Below are 14,776 nucleotides of genomic sequence, written 5' to 3' on the forward strand. Positions count from 1 at the left end.
GGCGCCGCCGTCGTCGGTGAGAGCGTCGCGTGTCAGGCGTAGTCCTTGAGCCGCTTCTGCAGGTCCTCGCGGACGTCCGAGACCTTCACGCCCATCGACCCGCGGTCGTACAGCATCACCAGGTGCGGGGAACCGCTGATCTGCTGGACCTCGAAGAGCTCGGCGCGACGCGGGTGGCGCCCCACGCCGAGCATCGGCTCGTTCTCCTGGTCGATGTAGATGTACGCACCGCCCGGCGTCACACCCGCGTCCGTGAGGTCCTGCCAGCGCTGCGCGTACTCCTTGGAGTTCGCGTCGCCGAACAGCCTCTGGTGGCGGGGCTTGTCGAGCTTGTGCGTGCGACCGATCGTGTGCGGCACCCAGGTGCCGTCCTCGAGCACGCACAACCGCGGTCCGATCATCCAGCCGCGCAGCTCCGTCGCCCGCCACGAGACGTCGGGGACGCCAGGCTTCGGGTTCGGTACCGGAACCGCGACCAGGATCGGTGCGGGCGCGTGCTTGCTGCGCGCGAGGGCCTTCGCCGTGTGGCGCAGCTCGAGCTCGAACTCGTAGAGAAGATCGGCGCGGATCTGCTCCGGCTGCGTGCCGGAGGGAACGACCGGCTGCGGGCCGGTCGTGGGGCGGGCATACGGCGAGGTCGCCGCGGGTGCTGCATGTCCCGACGTCATGGCCGGGGAGACGTCATCGGCTCTCATGCGCACACCATAGTCCGTGCCCTCAAGATGCGGAAACCCATCCCGTGAGGGAGAATCGCGCGCCGACCGGCGGCAGGCGGCCGACTACGATGGTCGGATGCTCGACGACCCCGCCATGACGCAGTCCACCAGCCCGCGCGCGAGCACCACGGTCGTCGAGATGTGGACCGACGGTGCGTGCAAGGGGAACCCCGGTTCCGGCGGCTGGGGAGCCTGGATGCGGGCCGGCAGCCACGAGCGCGAGCTCTGGGGCGGCGAGGCGCACACGACCAACAACCGCATGGAGCTCATGGCGGTGATCCAGGGTCTGCGAGCGCTCAACCGGCCGTGCCAGGTCACGCTGCACGTCGACTCGTCCTACGTCATGAACGGCATGACGAAGTGGCTCGCGGGCTGGAAGCGCAACGGCTGGCGCACGGGCGACAAGAAGCCGGTGAAGAACAAGGAGCTCTGGCAGGAGCTCGAGGCCGAGGTCGCGCGGCACGACGTCCGATGGATCTGGGTCAAGGGCCACGCCGGTGATCCGGGAACGAGCGGGCCGACCAGCTCGCGAACCGCGGCGTCGACGAGGTGCGCGGGGCCTGACCGGGCGCCGCCGGGCCGGTTCCTGACGCCGCGCCCCTGCGCAGGCCCTGAGCGGGCGCGCCGCGGCCCCGGTCCTGAAGCCGCGCGTCGTGCCGGACCGGCGACGGGACCGTGAGCGAGAACCGGGCCAAAGTCTCTGTCTTTCCCGGGCGGCCCCGAGACATCGTGGACGTACATCTCGATGGGGAGGCGCGCGATGAGGATCGCTGTAGCGGTGGCGAGCAAGCACGGAGCCACGAAGGAGATCGGCCACGCGGTCGTGGAGCGGCTGCGCGAGCTCGGGCACGACGTGTCCGAGCACGACATGGCCTCGACGAGCGCAGAGGACCTCGACGACGCTCAGGCGCTCGTGCTCGGTGGGGCGGTCTACTTCGGCCGGTGGCCCAACGAGGCGAACGACCTCGTCGACGGCCTGGCAGACCGTGTCGACGGCCGGCCGGTGTGGCTGTTCTCGAGCGGCCCGGTGGCACGTGAGGACGAGCCGCCGAGCGTCGAGGAGCCGACGATCGCGATCGACGGGACGATGCAGGCGCTCGACGCGCGCGAGCACGTCATGTTCGGCGGTCGCCTCGACAAGAACACGCTGTCGTTCGTGGAACGTGCCGTCGCGCGGGCGCTGCGGGCACCCGACGCCGACACGCGCGACTGGACCGTCATCCGCGAGTGGGCGGACAAGATCGACTCGGCCCTCAAGGCCTCGTAGCGGTCAGCCCCGCGTACCGGTCAGGCACGCACCGCGCGAACGGTAGGCCCGCACGCGGGGACGCTCAGGCGCCCGGCTCCGCGGCGACCTCGAACGACTCGAGCGCGTCGCGCTCCTCAGGCGTGTCCCACGAACCGGCGTGGCTCGACGGCGCGATCGCGGCGATGGTCGGCGCCCAGCGCAGGCTGTCCTCGGGGAAGCAGCGCTGGAGCAGGTCGATCATCGCGCTCGTCGCGGTCGACGCGCCCGGCGAGGCACCGAGCAGACCGGCGATCGTGCCGTCGGCCGACGTCACGACGTCGGTGCCGAACTCGAGGCGACCACCCTTGGCCTTGTCGCGCTTCATCACCTGGACGCGCTGGCCCGCGGTGATGAGCTCCCAGTCCTTCGGGTGCGCCGTCGGCATGAAGGAGCGCAGCGTGCGGAACTTCGCCTCGGGGGTCTTCGCGACCTCCTTGACGAGGTACGCCGTGAGGTCGATGTTGTCGAGGCCCGCGCCGACCATCGTGACGATGTTGCCGGGGCGGATCGACGTGAACAGGTCGAGCAGCGAGCCGCGCTTGAGGTACTTGGTCGAGAAGCCGGCGTACGGGCCGAACATGACCGAGGCCTGGCCGTCGACGACGCGCGTGTCGAGGTGCGGGACGGACATCGGGGGAGCGCCGACGTCGGCCTTGCCGTAGACCTTCGCGTGGTGCTTCGCGACGATCTCGGGGTTGGTCGTGCGAAGGAACTGTCCCGAGATCGGGAAGCCGCCGTAGCCGCGGATCTCCTTGATGCCGGACTTCTGCAGGAGCGGCAGCGCGCCGCCGCCCGCGCCGACGAAGACGAAGCGCGCGTTGACCGTGCGACGCGCGGGGGAGGCGTTCCACGAGAGGTCGCGGACCTTGACGTCCCAGCTGCCGTCGCGGCGCTTGCGCAGGTCGCGGACCTCGTGCTGCAGGTTGAGGTGGTGGCCCTGCGAGGTCAGGTGGTCGAAGAGGGAGCGCGTGAGCTTGCCGAAGTCGACGTCGGTGCCCGACGCCGCACGCGTCGCAGCGACGGGCTCGTCGCCGTGGCGGTCCTCCATGAGGAGCGGGGCCCACTGCGCGATGACCTCGGGGTCGTCGGAGAACTCGAGGTCCGAGAAGAGGGGGTGCGCGACGAGGGTCGCGTGGCGGCGGCGGAGGAAGTCGACGTTCTTCTCGCCGCGCACGAACGTCATGTGCGGGGTCGAGGTGAGGAACGTGCTCTGGTCGCCGATCAGGCCGGCGGTCACGAGGTGGTTCCAGAACTCCCGCGAGACCTGGAACTGCTCGTTGATCGTCACAGCCTTGGAGATGTCGATCGAGCCGTCCGGGAGCTCACGCGTGTAGTTGAGCTCGCAGTGGGCGGCGTGACCGGTGCCCGCGTTGTTCCAGGGGTTGGAGCTCTCGAGCGCGACGTCGTCGAGCCGCTCGAAGATCTCGATCTTCCACGTCGGCTCGAGGAGGGAGATCAGGGAGCCCAGCGTGGCGCTCATGATTCCGCCGCCGATGAGGACGACATCCACCGTGTTGTTCGCCTTGGCCATTCTTCGATATTAGGTGGGACGATTGGGACCTTGGGCCTTGATCTCACGACTGCATGCGTGAGAAATCCCACCCTGACCAAGATGTCACAACGGCTTGACCACGGGCCTCGCGCGCTCGTATGAGCCGATCGCGAGCCTAGGCTCGGACCATGAGCACACGCGCGGACGAGCAGCCGGCAGACGCATTCCTGTACCCGGACATCGAGCCCTACGACCAGGGGCGTCTCGACGTCGGTGACGGTCAGCAAGTCTATTACGAGCAGTGCGGCAACCCCGCCGGAAAGCCCGCGGTCTTCCTGCACGGCGGGCCGGGAGGCGGCGCCTCGCCGCGCCACCGGCGCGTCTTCGACCCGGCGCGCTACCGGATCGTCGTCCTCGACCAGCGCGGCTGCGGGCGCAGCCTGCCGCACGCGAGCACGCCCGACGCCGACCTGTCGACGAACACGACGTGGCACCTCGTCGGCGATCTCGAGAAGCTGCGCACCCACCTCGGGATCGATCGCTGGCAGGTGTTCGGCGGCTCGTGGGGCAGCGCGCTCGCCCTCGCGTACGCGCAGACCTACCCCGAGCGCGTGACCGAGCTCGTCCTGCGGGGCATCTTCACGCTGCGTCGCGCCGAGCTCGAGTGGTTCTACCAGCACGGCACCTCGATGATGTTCCCCGAGCTGTGGGAGAAGTACCTCGCGCCCGTCCCCGAGGAGGAGCGCGGAGACCTCATGGCGGCGTACCACCGTCTGCTGAGCGACCCCGACCCTGAGGTGCACGTCCCGGCCGGGGTCGCGTGGACCACGTGGGAGGCGTCGACCGTCCGCCTGGTCCCCGACGCGGAGTCGATCGCGAAGGCCGCCGACCCGAAGCACGCGACGGCGTTCGCCCGCATCGAGAACCACTACTTCGTGCACGGCGGCTGGTTCGAGGAGGGGCAGCTCATCGCCGACGCCCCGACGCTCGCGGGTATCCCGGGCGTGATCGTGCAGGGGCGCTACGACGTCGTCTGCCCCGCAGTCTCGGCATGGGAGCTGCACCAGGCGTGGCCCGGCTCGGAGCTCGTCATGGTGCCGGACGCCGGTCACTCGCTCGAGGAGCCGGGGATCCTCGCGGAGCTCGTCGCCGCGACCGACAGGTTCGCGGACCGCTGAGCACTTCGCGGTGCCGACGGCCCCGCGCACGTCAGGGGGGCGCCGCTCAGCCCGAGCGGCGCCGGGCCTCCTCGACGCTGCGCTTGAGGGCGTCCATGAGGGAGACGACGGTCCCGCCGCCTTCCTCGTCGCCGTCCTCGGTCGCGCCGAACGTCGCCTCGGTGTCGAGCGCCTCGCCCTTCTCGAGCTTCGCGTCGATGAGCTTGCGCAGCTCCGCCTGGTAGTCGTCCGTGTACTGCTCGGGGTGGAAGTCGCCAGCGTAGGACTCCACGAGCGACGCCGACATCTTCAGCTCTTGCGGCGTCACCTTCGCGCCCGAGCCGCCCTCGAGCTCGTCCGGGCTGCGCACCTCGTCCGCCCACAGGAGCGTCTGCAGCGTGAGGATGTCACCGCGCGCCCGCAGCGCCGCGAGCCGGGTCTTCTGCCGCATCGCGAACCGCGTGATCGCCGTGAGCTCGGACTGCTGGAGCGTCTTGAGCAGGAGCGCATACGGCTTGCGCGTCTTCGGGTCGGCCTCAAGGTAGTAGGTCCGGTCGAGCAGGATCGGGTCGATCTGATCCGACGGCACGAACTCGACGACCTCGATCTCGCGGCTGTGCTCGGAGGGGAGCGACGCGAGCTCCTCCTTCGTCACGACGACCGTCTTCTCGCCGTCGTCGTACGCCTTGTCGATGTGCTGGAACTCGACCACCTCGCCGCACACCTCGCAGCGGCGCTGGTAACGGATGCGCCCGCCGTCGGCGTCGTGCACCTGGTGCAGGGGCACGTCGTGCTCCTCGAGCGCGCTGAAGAGCCGGACCGGCACGTTGACCAGCCCGAACGAGATCGCGCCCTTCCACACAGACCGCACGGTCTCAGTGTGCGACGTTTCTGCCGAGGTCGCAGGATGGAGCAATGGCGCGCACCACCACGGTCGAGGTCGACGGGCGGTCCCTGCGTGTCACGAACCTCGACAAGGTCATCTACCCGGTCACGGGCACGACCAAGGGCGAGGTCATCGACTACTACCTGGCGATCGCGCCCGTGATGATCCCGCACGTCGCCGGCCGTCCGGTGACGCGCAAGCGGTGGGTGAACGGCGTCGGCACGGCCGACGAGCCGGGGCAGGTCTTCTTCGAGAAGAACCTCGCCGCGTCAGCGCCACGCTGGGTGCACCGCCACGACCTCGCGCACAGCGACCACACGAACACCTACCCTCTCGTCGAGGAGCAGGACGGCGCCGCGACCCTCGCGTGGTTCGCGCAGCTCGCCGCGCTCGAGGTGCACGTGCCGCAGTGGCGCTTCGCGGACGACACGACGTCGCGCGGCAAGGTCGTGCACCATCCCGACCGGATGGTCCTCGACCTCGACCCTGGCCCGGGCGCGGGACTGCCCGAGTGCGTCGCGGTCGCGCGGCTGTGCCGCGAGATCGTCTCCGGCATGGGCCTCGACCTCGTCCCCGTGACGAGCGGCTCGAAGGGCATCCACCTCTACGCGCGGCTCGACGGGACGCTCGCGAGCGACGACGTGTCCGCCGTCGCGCACGAGCTCGCGCGGTCGCTCGAGGCGGACCACCCCGACCTCGTCGTGAGCGACATGAAGAAGTCCCTGCGCAAGGGGCGCGTCCTCGTCGACTGGAGCCAGAACAGCGGCAACAAGACGACCGTCGCGCCGTACTCGCTGCGCGGCCGCGAACGCCCCGCGGTCGCGGCGCCTCGCACGTGGGACGAGCTCGACGACGACCTCACACAGCTCGGGCCGCACGAGGTTCTCGACCGTGTCGCCCGCCTCGGCGACCCGATGGCCGTCGCGGGGACGGGGGAGGGCGCCGAGGACCGGCTCGCGCAGTACCGCGCCAAGCGCGACGAGGCGCGCACGCCCGAGCCGTTCACGTCGTCGCGTCGCGATGGCGACGGCCGCCCGACGTTCGTCATCCAGGACCACCACGCGAGCCGCCACCATCACGACTTCCGCCTCGAGCACGACGGCGTGCTGCTCAGCTGGGCGCTGCCGCGCCTGACGCCGTCGAGCACCGGTCGCAACAACCTCGCGGTCCAGACCGAGGACCACCCCCTCGACTACGGCTCGTTCGAGGGCACCATCCCCAAGGGCGAGTACGGGGCGGGCACCGTGACGATCTGGGACGCCGGGACGTACGAGGCCGAGAAGATGCGCGACGACGAGATCATCGTCGAGCTCGCAGGGCGCCCAGACGGAGGGCTCGCGAACGACGGCGGCCCGCAGCCGCCGATGTTCGTGCTCATCCGCACGGACGCGGAGAAGCGGCAGTGGCTCATCCACCGCATGGACAAGCGCAAGCACCTCGAGTCGCTGCGTCGCCGGGGGCTGAAGCCGGGGCGGAGCGAGGACGACGCGGCCGACGGCGCGGCGAAGGACGGCGAGGCGAGGGAAGGCGCCGCGCAGGAAGGCGCGGCGAAGGAAGGCGAGGCGAAGGACGGCGTCGCGAAGGGCGCGACGACCGGCCGCACCTCGGGCAAGGCAGCGACGCGCGCCGCGAAGGGCGGTGCGCACGGAGGTGACGAAGTCGCCGTCGCGGGCGGCGACGAGCGCGGCAGCACTGCACACGTCGCCGCCGCCGCGCCGTCTGACCTGCCGCAGGACGTCTCGCCGATGCTCGCGTCGTCGACCGACGCCGTCGCGCGCCGGGACCTCGCCCGCGCGGGCACGGACGACAGCCCGTGGGTGCTCGAGATGAAGTGGGACGGCATCCGCGCGATCCTCTCGGTCGACCCGGCCGCGAGGACGTGGTCCGTGCGCACCCGCGGCGGGCACGACGTGACGGCGGGCTACCCCGAGCTCGCCGAGATCCTCGACCGCGTGCACGTCCCTGCCGTCCTCGACGGCGAGATCATCGCCCCCGGCCCGGACGGCACGCCCGAGTTCGGACGCCTCCAGACCCGCCTGGGGCTGACCGCCCCCGCGACGTCGAGCGCGCCCGCCGCGCCGCGCCCGTCGAGCTCGTGCTGTTCGACGTCCTGCACGCGGGAGGGCAAGACCTGACCTCGCTGCCGTACTCGCAGCGGCGCGAGGCGCTCGAGATGGTGGTCGACGCGGGCGGGACGATCCAGGTGCCCGACGCCGTCGCGCTCCCGCTCGACGAGGCGCTCGCGGTCTCGGAGAAGCTCGGGCTCGAGGGCGTCGTCGCAAAGCGTCGCGACTCCGCGTACCGGCCCGGGGTTCGGTCGACGGACTGGCGCAAGATCAAGCACGCGCAGCACACGGACGTCGTCGTCGTGGGATGGCGGCCGGGGCGCGGCGAGCGCGCAGGGTCGATCGGCTCGCTCCTCGTCGTGACGCGCACGCCCGACGGCCTGCGGTACGCAGGCCGCGTCGGCGCGGGACTGTCCGACCGTGACCTCGCGAGGCTCGAGAAGAAGATCGCGGCGCTCGCTGCGGACGAGCCGATCGTCGACGACGTCCCCGCGGCCGAGTCGCGCGACGCCCGCTGGTTGTCGCGGGGACTCGCCGCCGAGGTCGAGCACGGTGGCTGGACGGGCAGCAAGCGGCTGCGCCACCCCGTGTGGCGAGGCCTGCGCCCCGACCTGGCGTCGTCGCCCGACGGGACCGTCGACGCCTGAGCCCGCTCAGCCGATCGCGGGCGGAGCCTCCTCGCGGCGCACGGGCGGCGGCGCGGTGCCGTCGCCGAACGGACGCCCGCCGAGCGACTCACGCCCGTGCTCCGTGAGCCAGCCCGAGAGGTCCGGGCCGGCCGGGACGACGCCCGACGGGTTCACGTCGCGGTGGACCTTGTAGTAGTGGTCCTTGATCTGGCCGAAGTCGATCGTGTCGCCGAAGCCCGGCGTCTGGAACAGGTCGCGCGCGTACGCCCACAGCACCGGCATCTCGGTGAGCTTGGTCCGGTTGCACTTGAAGTGCCCGTGGTAGACGGCGTCGAACCGCACGAGCGTCGGGAACAGACGGACGTCCGCCTCGGTGATCGTGTCGCCGACGAGGTAGCGCTGCACCGCGAGCCGGTCGCTCAACCGGTCGAGCTGGGTGAACAACCGGTCGTACGCCCGCTCGTACGACTCCTGCGACGTCGAGAAGCCGCACCGGTACACGCCGTTGTTCACGTCGCGGTAGATGTCCTCGACGAGCGCGTCGATCTCGTCGCGGCGGTCCTCCGGGTAGAGGTCGGGCGCGCCCTCGCGGTGCAGGGCCGTCCACTCGGTGCTCATGTCGAGCGTGATCTGCGCGAAGTCGTTCGTGACGACGGCGCCGTCGCGCGTGTCCACGATCGCCGGCACCGTGATGCCGCGCTCGTAGCCGGGCACCCGCTTGAAGTACGCCTCCTGCAGGCGCTCGATGCCCAGGACGGGGTCCACACCGCCCGGGTCGAGGTCGAAGGTCCATGACCGCTCGTCGTGCGTCGGGCCGCACAGGCCGAGCGAGATCGCGTCCTCGAGGCCGAGGAGCCGGCGCACGATCAGCGTCCGGTTCGCCCACGGGCAGGCGCGAGCGGCGACGAGGCGGTAGCGACCTGCCTCGACGGGGTAGCCGTCCCTGCCATCCGCGGTGATCCGCGTGGCGATGTACCGGGCGTCACGGGTGTACTCGGGAGAGGCGTAGGTCATCTCAGCAGGCTAGACGCCGGACACCGCCCGCGCCGCCCGGGACGGGCGGTTACGCTCGTGGCTGCAGCACGAAAGAGGTGGACCGATGGACGAGAGCGGGCCGACGCGTACCAAGCGGTGGCGCCCGGGCCACCGGGTCCCGCCCCGATGGTTCCGGTGGTCGTCCGTCGCGCTCGCGGTCGTCCTCGTGTGCGCGCTCGTCGCGCTCGTGACCGCACGCACCGACCTGAGCCTGGGGCCGCACGAGGCCCGCTACGAGGTGACGATCGACGGTCAGGTCACGGTCGACCTAGGGCCGCTCGGCACGGTCGAGCTCGACTCGCCCGCGCCAGCAGGGATCGGCGTGCTCGTGACGGTCAAGGAGATCCCGTCCGACCTGTCGGCGCTCGAGCAGAGCCCCACGCTCGAGGCTCTGACGCAGGACCTCCAGGCCTACCTGCAGTTCTTCGGCGGGCCGTCCGCGACGATCCAGGACGCGATCGACGGTCTTGCCCGCGACGCGCTCACGAGGTTCTTCCTGCTGCTCGTGGGAGCCGCGGCCGTGCTCGGGCTCGCGCTCCTGCTCGCCGGCTCGCCCCGCAGCCACGAGCTCGCGCACGCGTTCGCCCCGCACTCCGCGACCGTCTCGTGGGCCGTCGTCCTGCTCGTCGTGACGCTCGTCGTGACGAACCCGTCGACGGTCGAGCGCAACACGGCGGGCAAGCGGGAGACGACCGTGTTCGCCGGCACGGCGCTCGAGGGCGCGCGCATCACCGGGCGCCTCGCCGGCGTGGTCGAGACGTACGGCGGCCAGCTCGTGAAGGTCTACGAGGACAACGAGACCTACTACGAGAGGCTCACCGCGGCAGCCGAGGCTGCGTGGGTCGAGCGTTCCGAGGCAGAGTTCGCCGCCGCCGCGCTGCGCCTGCCGCGTCCGACGGCGGACGCGGGCGACGGGGACGACGACGGCACGAGCGTGGACGACCTGGCGGGCACGGACGGCGAGACGTCGCCCGACCCGTCGACCACAGGCGACGGGGCCGTGCCGACCGACGCGACGCCGTCGGCCGAGGAGACGGCCGAGGAGCCTGCCGAGACCCCGACGGAGGAGGCCGGCGACGTCGTCACGCTCCTGCACGTCTCCGACCTGCACTGCAACGTCGGCATGGCTCCCGTCATCCGGAAGGTCGCCGAGCTCTCGGGAGCGTCGGCGATCCTCGACACGGGGGACCTCACGATGAACGGCACCGCCGTCGAGCGGTTCTGCGTGACGACGTTCGCGAACGCCGCGCCCGACGGCGCACCGTACGTCCTGGTGACCGGCAACCACGACTCGGCCGAGACGGCCAGCCAGGCGCGTGCGGCGGGCATGACCGTCCTCGACGGCGGGGTCGTCGACGTCGAGGGCGTGCGGATCCTCGGTGACAGCGACCCGAACGAGACGCGGCCCGGCATCGGGACGGCGCAGGTCAGCGAGGAGGACGTCGAGGCCTTCGCCGACCGGATGATGCAGGTCGCGTGCGGCGAGGACGAGCGGGTCGACCTGCTCATGGTCCACACCCCGCGCGCCGGCACCTCGGCGCTCAGCAGCGGCTGCGTCGCGACGCAGCTCTCCGGGCACGTGCACCGGCGCATCGGCCCCGCGCGCGTCGGGCTGGGCGTGCGGTACGTCAGCTCGACGACGGCCGGCGCGGCCGAGGGGCAGCTCACGGTCGGTCCGCTGCGCGGCGAGTCGCAGATGACGGTGCTGCGCTTCGACCGGGAGACGCGCCGGATGCTCGACATGCGCGTCGTCGTCGCCCGCCCGGACGGCAGCGTGTCCGTAGGCGGCGCGGTCGCGTTCCCGGCGCCGCTCCCGCAGGCCGAGGCCGAAGGCGGCGCGGAGAGCGCGCCGTCACCCGACAGCGAGCAGCAGGAGCAGGACGTGCCTGAGTGACCGGTCGCGCCAACGCCGGCCGAGCTAGCCGCCGGGCGGGTCGCAGCGCCCAGGCGGCATCGGTCGAGAGGCGCTCGCGGGGCGAGACGGTACGAGGGAGGGGTCGGCAGCGTGCCCCGCGCGGTGCGACCATGGCGACATGAGCCGCCGCACCGTCATCATCCTCGTGTCCGTCGTCGTGGCAGTGCTGGTCGCGGTGCTCGCGGGCCCCCCGCTCTACTCGCGCTGGCAGGAGAGCCGCAACCCGGAGCCGATCGCGCTCACGAGCGCTCCCGTCGAGCCGCCCGCCGCCGGGCCGTTCGAGCCTGACGGGACGTGGACCGTGACGCAGGGTTCGGAAGCCGGGTACCGCGTCGAGGAGGTGCTGCGCGGCGAGGACGTGACCGTCGTCGGGCGCAGCAAGGACGTCACGGGCGAGGTCGTGATCACCGAGGGCGAGCTGACGGCGGCGACGGTGACGGTCCAGGCGGCGACGATCGAGACAGGCGTCGGCCCCCGCGACAGCTTCCTGCGCGACACCCTCCAGACCGAGACGTTCCCGACCGCGACCTTCGAGCTCGGCGCGCCGGTCGCGCTGCCCGAGCTCACCGGGGAGCCGGTCGACCTCGAGGTCGTCGGCACGCTCACGATCCGCGACGTCGCGCGCGAGGTGACGGTCAGCATGCAGGCGCAGCGCTCGGGCGACGGCGTGCGCGTGGGCGGGTCCATCCCGGTGACCTTCACCGACTTCGAGATCGAGGCGCCGAACCTCGGGTTCGTGCAGGTTGAGGACGCCGGGACGATCGAGATGTTGCTGGTGCTCGCCCGGGCCTGACCCGGGGCACGGCCCCGCGACGACGGGACGGCTGCGCGGCGCTCGGCGGGACTCATGGCGCGCGTCCCGGTGCGCCTCCTGGCCGACCCCGCGCGGATTGCGGACCGTCCGCCGCCGTGCAAAAGTTCGGTATGTCGAACTTTTGGATTCGAACGTTCGAACGGGCGGCAGCCGCCGCGCTCGTGAGCGCCTCGCTCACGGCATGCAGCGGTGGCCCGGCCGCCGCGCCGCCCGCCGCCGACGACCGGCTCCACGTCGTCACGACCTTCACCGTCCTCGCCGACATGGTCGCCGAGGTGGGCGGAGCGAGGGTCCGCGTCGAGTCGATCACCAAGCCCGGCGCCGAGATCCACGGGTACGAACCGACACCCGCCGACCTCGTCCGCGCGCAGGGGGCCGACCTCGTGGTCGACAACGGGCTCGGCCTCGAGGCATGGTTCGCGCAGCTCCTCGCCGACGTCGACGCCCCGCACGTGACGGTCAGCGACGGCGTCGACCCGCAGCCGATCACCTCCGGGGAGGCCGCAGGCCACCCGAACCCCCACGCCTGGATGTCGCCGACCGCAGGCCAGACCTACGTCGCGAACATCGCCGACGCGCTCGCGAGCGCCGACCCCGAGGGCGAGGCGCTCTACTGGGCCAACGCGGCCGCGTACCGCGCGCAGCTCGAGCAGATCGCGGACGACCTCGCCGACGCCGTGGCCGCGGTCCCCGAGCCTGCGCGGCTCCTCGTGACGTGCGAGGGCGCGTTCTCCTACCTCGCGCGCGACGCGGGCCTGCGCGAGGCCTACCTCTGGCCCGTCAACGCCGAGCAGCAGGCGACACCACGCTCGACGATCGCCGTCGTCGAGGCCGTCCGCCGCGACCGTCCGCGGGCAGTGTTCTGCGAGTCGACCGTGCCCGACGTCGCGCAGCGGCAGGTCGCCCGCGAGACAGGCACGCCGCTCGCCGGTCCGCTCTACGTCGACTCCCTGTCGGGCCCCGACGGTCCCGTGCCGAGCTACCTCGACCTGCTCCGCCACACGACGACCACGATCGTCGCCGGACTGACCGCGGAGGACCGATGAGCCCCACCCAGGCACCGCCGCCCGCCGCACCGCGAGCGCAGACGCCCGCGCTCGACGTGCGTGACCTCTCCGTCCGCTACGGCGACGTGCACGCCCTCGACTCCGCGAGCCTCACGCTGCCGCGCGGCTCCGTCACGGGGCTCGTCGGCGTCAACGGCTCCGGCAAGTCCACGCTCATGCGAGCCGTCGTCGGCGCCGTCCGCCCCACGAGCGGGACGGTCACGATCCTCGGGCGCCCCGCTGACGTCGCGCGCCGCGAGGGCGCGCTCGCACACCTGCCGCAGAGCCAGGACGTCGACTGGACGTTCCCCGTCGTCGTGCGCGACGTCGTCGAGACCGGCAGGTACCCGCACCTCGGCCCGCTGCGGCGCCTGCGCGCGCACGACCGCGCGGTCGTCGCCGACGCCCTCGAGCGCGTCGGGCTCGCCGACCTCGCCGACCGGCAGGTCGGTCGGCTCTCGGGCGGGCAGCGCCAGCGCGTGTTCCTCGCCCGCGCGATCGCGCAGGAGGCCGACGTCCTGCTGCTCGACGAGCCGTTCTCCGGCGTCGACAAGACGCAGGAGGCCGGGATGCTCACGCTCCTGCGCGAGCTCGCCGCCGAGGGCACGTCCGTCCTCGTCTCGACGCACGACCTGCCGACCCTGCCCGGCCTCGTCGACCAGGTCGTCCTCCTGCAGCGCCGCGTCCTGTTCGCGGGCCCGCCCGACGAGGCGTTCGCGCCCGAACGCCTCGTCGAGGCCTTCACCGGGCTCGACCTCGGCCGGATCGGGCGCCTCGGTACGCAGGCGGGGACGGGCGCGGCCGACGAGGCTGCGCCAGCGGTGGCCAGCCCGGCAGGGACCAGCGCGGCGGTGGCCAGCCCGACGAGCACCAGCCCGACGACGCGGGGGAGCGCCCGATGACCGACCTCCTCGCGACCCTCGTCGAGCCCTTCCAGTACGGCTTCCTCCAGCGGGCGTTCGCCGTCACCCTCGTCGCGTCGATCGTGTGCGCGCTGCTCTCGTGCTGGCTCGTGCTCGTCGGCTGGTCCCTCATGGGCGACGCCGTCTCGCACGCCGTCCTGCCCGGCGTCGTGCTGTCCTACCTCGCCGGCGTGCCCTTCGCCGTCGGCGCCCTCGTCTTCGGCATCGGCTCGGTCGCGCTCATCGGCACGGTCCGCGACACGTCGAAGCTCAAGGAGGACACCGCGATCGGCGTCGTCTTCACGAGCCTCTTCGCGCTCGGCCTCGTGCTCGTCTCCGTGACGCCGAGCCAGGTCGACCTCAGCCACATCCTGTTCGGCAACGTCCTCGGCGTCGCGCCCGCCGACCTCGCCCAGGTCGCCGCGCTCGGCGCGGTCGTCGTCGTCGTGCTCCTCGCCAAGCGGCGCGACCTCACGTTGTACGCGTTCGACCCTGCGCACGCCCACGCGATCGGCCTCTCGCCGCGGCGGCTCGGAGCGCTGCTGCTCGGCCTGCTCGCCGTGACCGTCGTCGTCGCGCTCCAGGCGGTCGGTGTCATCCTCGTCGTCGCGATGCTGATCATCCCCGGCGCGACCGCCTACCTCCTGAGCGACCGCATCGACCGGATGCTCGTCGTCGCACCCCTCGTCGCGGCCGTGTGCGCCGTCGTCGGCTTCGCCGCGTCGTACGCGCTCGACGCGTCGCCCGCCGGCATGGTCGTCCTCGCGCAGGGCGTCGTGTTCACGTGCGTGCACCTCGGCACGTGGTTCACGCGCCGACGGTTATCGTGA

14 protein-coding genes are annotated in these 14,776 nt (G+C 72.1%); 10 read left to right on the top strand and 4 right to left on the bottom strand.

Translation table 11 applies throughout. The features are described 5' to 3' along the window. Positions 1–32 precede the first annotated feature (32 nt). A complete protein-coding gene (locus ATL41_RS00005) occupies positions 33–695 on the bottom strand; it encodes a hypothetical protein (protein ID WP_143556536.1) in 663 nt (220 codons plus the stop codon). A 97-nt stretch (positions 696–792) separates the two neighbouring features. Between ATL41_RS00005 and rnhA the strand changes: the two genes are divergently transcribed. Further along, positions 793–1,395: a ribonuclease HI gene (rnhA, locus tag ATL41_RS00010; protein ID WP_245854512.1), complete on the top strand. Its 603-nt coding sequence runs from the start codon at positions 793–795 to the stop codon at positions 1,393–1,395. 99 nt (positions 1,396–1,494) lie between these two features. Beyond that, positions 1,495–1,983, top strand: coding sequence for a flavodoxin domain-containing protein (locus ATL41_RS00015; protein WP_169924468.1), 489 nt, complete (start codon positions 1,495–1,497; stop codon positions 1,981–1,983). 64 nt (positions 1,984–2,047) lie between these two features. Here the strand turns inward: ATL41_RS00015 and mqo are convergent, their stop codons facing one another. After that, entirely contained in the window at positions 2,048–3,535 is a 1,488-nt protein-coding gene (gene mqo / locus ATL41_RS00020; RefSeq protein WP_098456643.1) for a malate dehydrogenase (quinone), read from the bottom strand. Between the two features lie 149 nt (positions 3,536–3,684). Between mqo and pip the strand changes: the two genes are divergently transcribed. Further along, on the top strand, positions 3,685–4,674 hold the full coding sequence (gene pip, locus ATL41_RS00025; protein WP_098456644.1) for a prolyl aminopeptidase: 990 nt from the start codon (positions 3,685–3,687) through the stop codon (positions 4,672–4,674). Positions 4,675–4,720: 46 nt separating this feature from the next. Here pip and ku read toward each other — a convergent pair whose 3' ends face one another. Then, entirely contained in the window at positions 4,721–5,524 is an 804-nt protein-coding gene (ku, locus tag ATL41_RS00030) for a non-homologous end joining protein Ku (RefSeq protein ID WP_098456645.1), read from the bottom strand. Positions 5,525–5,568: 44 nt separating this feature from the next. Between ku and ligD the strand changes: the two genes are divergently transcribed. After that, positions 5,569–7,674 carry a non-homologous end-joining DNA ligase gene (gene ligD, locus ATL41_RS00035; protein WP_098456646.1) on the top strand — a complete coding sequence of 702 codons (2,106 nt, stop codon included), beginning with the start codon at positions 5,569–5,571 and terminating at the stop codon, positions 7,672–7,674. Next, positions 7,635–8,252: an ATP dependent DNA ligase gene (locus ATL41_RS13575; RefSeq protein ID WP_098456647.1), complete on the top strand. Its 618-nt coding sequence runs from the start codon at positions 7,635–7,637 to the stop codon at positions 8,250–8,252. Before ligD ends, ATL41_RS13575 begins: the two co-directional genes overlap by 40 nt. Positions 8,253–8,258: 6 nt before the next feature. Here the strand turns inward: ATL41_RS13575 and ATL41_RS00045 are convergent, their stop codons facing one another. Next, positions 8,259–9,248 (bottom strand): glutathione S-transferase family protein, encoded by a 990-nt coding sequence (locus tag ATL41_RS00045; protein WP_098456648.1) that lies wholly within the window; start codon positions 9,246–9,248, stop codon positions 8,259–8,261. A gap of 85 nt (positions 9,249–9,333) precedes the next feature. On the opposite strand from ATL41_RS00045, the gene ATL41_RS00050 reads away from it, so the two are divergent. From ATL41_RS00050 to ATL41_RS00070, 5 genes are all read left to right on the top strand, one after another. Continuing rightward, a complete protein-coding gene (locus ATL41_RS00050) occupies positions 9,334–11,163 on the top strand; it encodes a metallophosphoesterase family protein (protein WP_143556537.1) in 1,830 nt (609 codons plus the stop codon). Between the two features lie 139 nt (positions 11,164–11,302). Beyond that, positions 11,303–11,977, top strand: coding sequence for a YceI family protein (locus ATL41_RS00055; protein ID WP_098456649.1), 675 nt, complete (start codon positions 11,303–11,305; stop codon positions 11,975–11,977). Positions 11,978–12,108: 131 nt separating this feature from the next. Continuing rightward, the gene (locus ATL41_RS00060) at positions 12,109–13,044 is read left to right on the top strand and encodes a metal ABC transporter substrate-binding protein (RefSeq protein WP_098456650.1); all 936 of its coding nucleotides are present in this window, start codon (positions 12,109–12,111) and stop codon (positions 13,042–13,044) included. Then, the gene (locus tag ATL41_RS00065; protein WP_098456651.1) at positions 13,041–13,946 is read left to right on the top strand and encodes a metal ABC transporter ATP-binding protein; all 906 of its coding nucleotides are present in this window, start codon (positions 13,041–13,043) and stop codon (positions 13,944–13,946) included. Before ATL41_RS00060 ends, ATL41_RS00065 begins: the two co-directional genes overlap by 4 nt. Further along, positions 13,943–14,776, top strand: coding sequence for a metal ABC transporter permease (locus ATL41_RS00070; protein ID WP_098456652.1), 834 nt, complete (start codon positions 13,943–13,945; stop codon positions 14,774–14,776). Before ATL41_RS00065 ends, ATL41_RS00070 begins: the two co-directional genes overlap by 4 nt.

Source organism: Flavimobilis soli (genome assembly GCF_002564025.1).
GTDB classification, from domain to species: domain Bacteria; phylum Actinomycetota; class Actinomycetes; order Actinomycetales; family Cellulomonadaceae; genus Flavimobilis; species Flavimobilis soli.

What these genes read in the sequence shown, in the direction of transcription:
- ATL41_RS00005 (WP_143556536.1), bottom strand. Translation starts at nt 695, where the DNA reads ATGAGAGCCGATGACGTCTCCCCGGCCATGACGTCGGGACATGCAGCA.
- rnhA (WP_245854512.1), top strand. Translation starts at nt 793, where the DNA reads ATGCTCGACGACCCCGCCATGACGCAGTCCACCAGCCCGCGCGCGAGC.
- mqo (WP_098456643.1), bottom strand. Translation starts at nt 3,535, where the DNA reads ATGGCCAAGGCGAACAACACGGTGGATGTCGTCCTCATCGGCGGCGGA.
- pip (WP_098456644.1), top strand. Translation starts at nt 3,685, where the DNA reads ATGAGCACACGCGCGGACGAGCAGCCGGCAGACGCATTCCTGTACCCG.
- ligD (WP_098456646.1), top strand. Translation starts at nt 5,569, where the DNA reads ATGGCGCGCACCACCACGGTCGAGGTCGACGGGCGGTCCCTGCGTGTC.
- ATL41_RS00045 (WP_098456648.1), bottom strand. Translation starts at nt 9,248, where the DNA reads ATGACCTACGCCTCTCCCGAGTACACCCGTGACGCCCGGTACATCGCC.
- ATL41_RS00050 (WP_143556537.1), top strand. Translation starts at nt 9,334, where the DNA reads ATGGACGAGAGCGGGCCGACGCGTACCAAGCGGTGGCGCCCGGGCCAC.
- ATL41_RS00055 (WP_098456649.1), top strand. Translation starts at nt 11,303, where the DNA reads ATGAGCCGCCGCACCGTCATCATCCTCGTGTCCGTCGTCGTGGCAGTG.
- ATL41_RS00060 (WP_098456650.1), top strand. Translation starts at nt 12,109, where the DNA reads ATGTCGAACTTTTGGATTCGAACGTTCGAACGGGCGGCAGCCGCCGCG.
- ATL41_RS00065 (WP_098456651.1), top strand. Translation starts at nt 13,041, where the DNA reads ATGAGCCCCACCCAGGCACCGCCGCCCGCCGCACCGCGAGCGCAGACG.
- ATL41_RS00070 (WP_098456652.1), top strand. Translation starts at nt 13,943, where the DNA reads ATGACCGACCTCCTCGCGACCCTCGTCGAGCCCTTCCAGTACGGCTTC.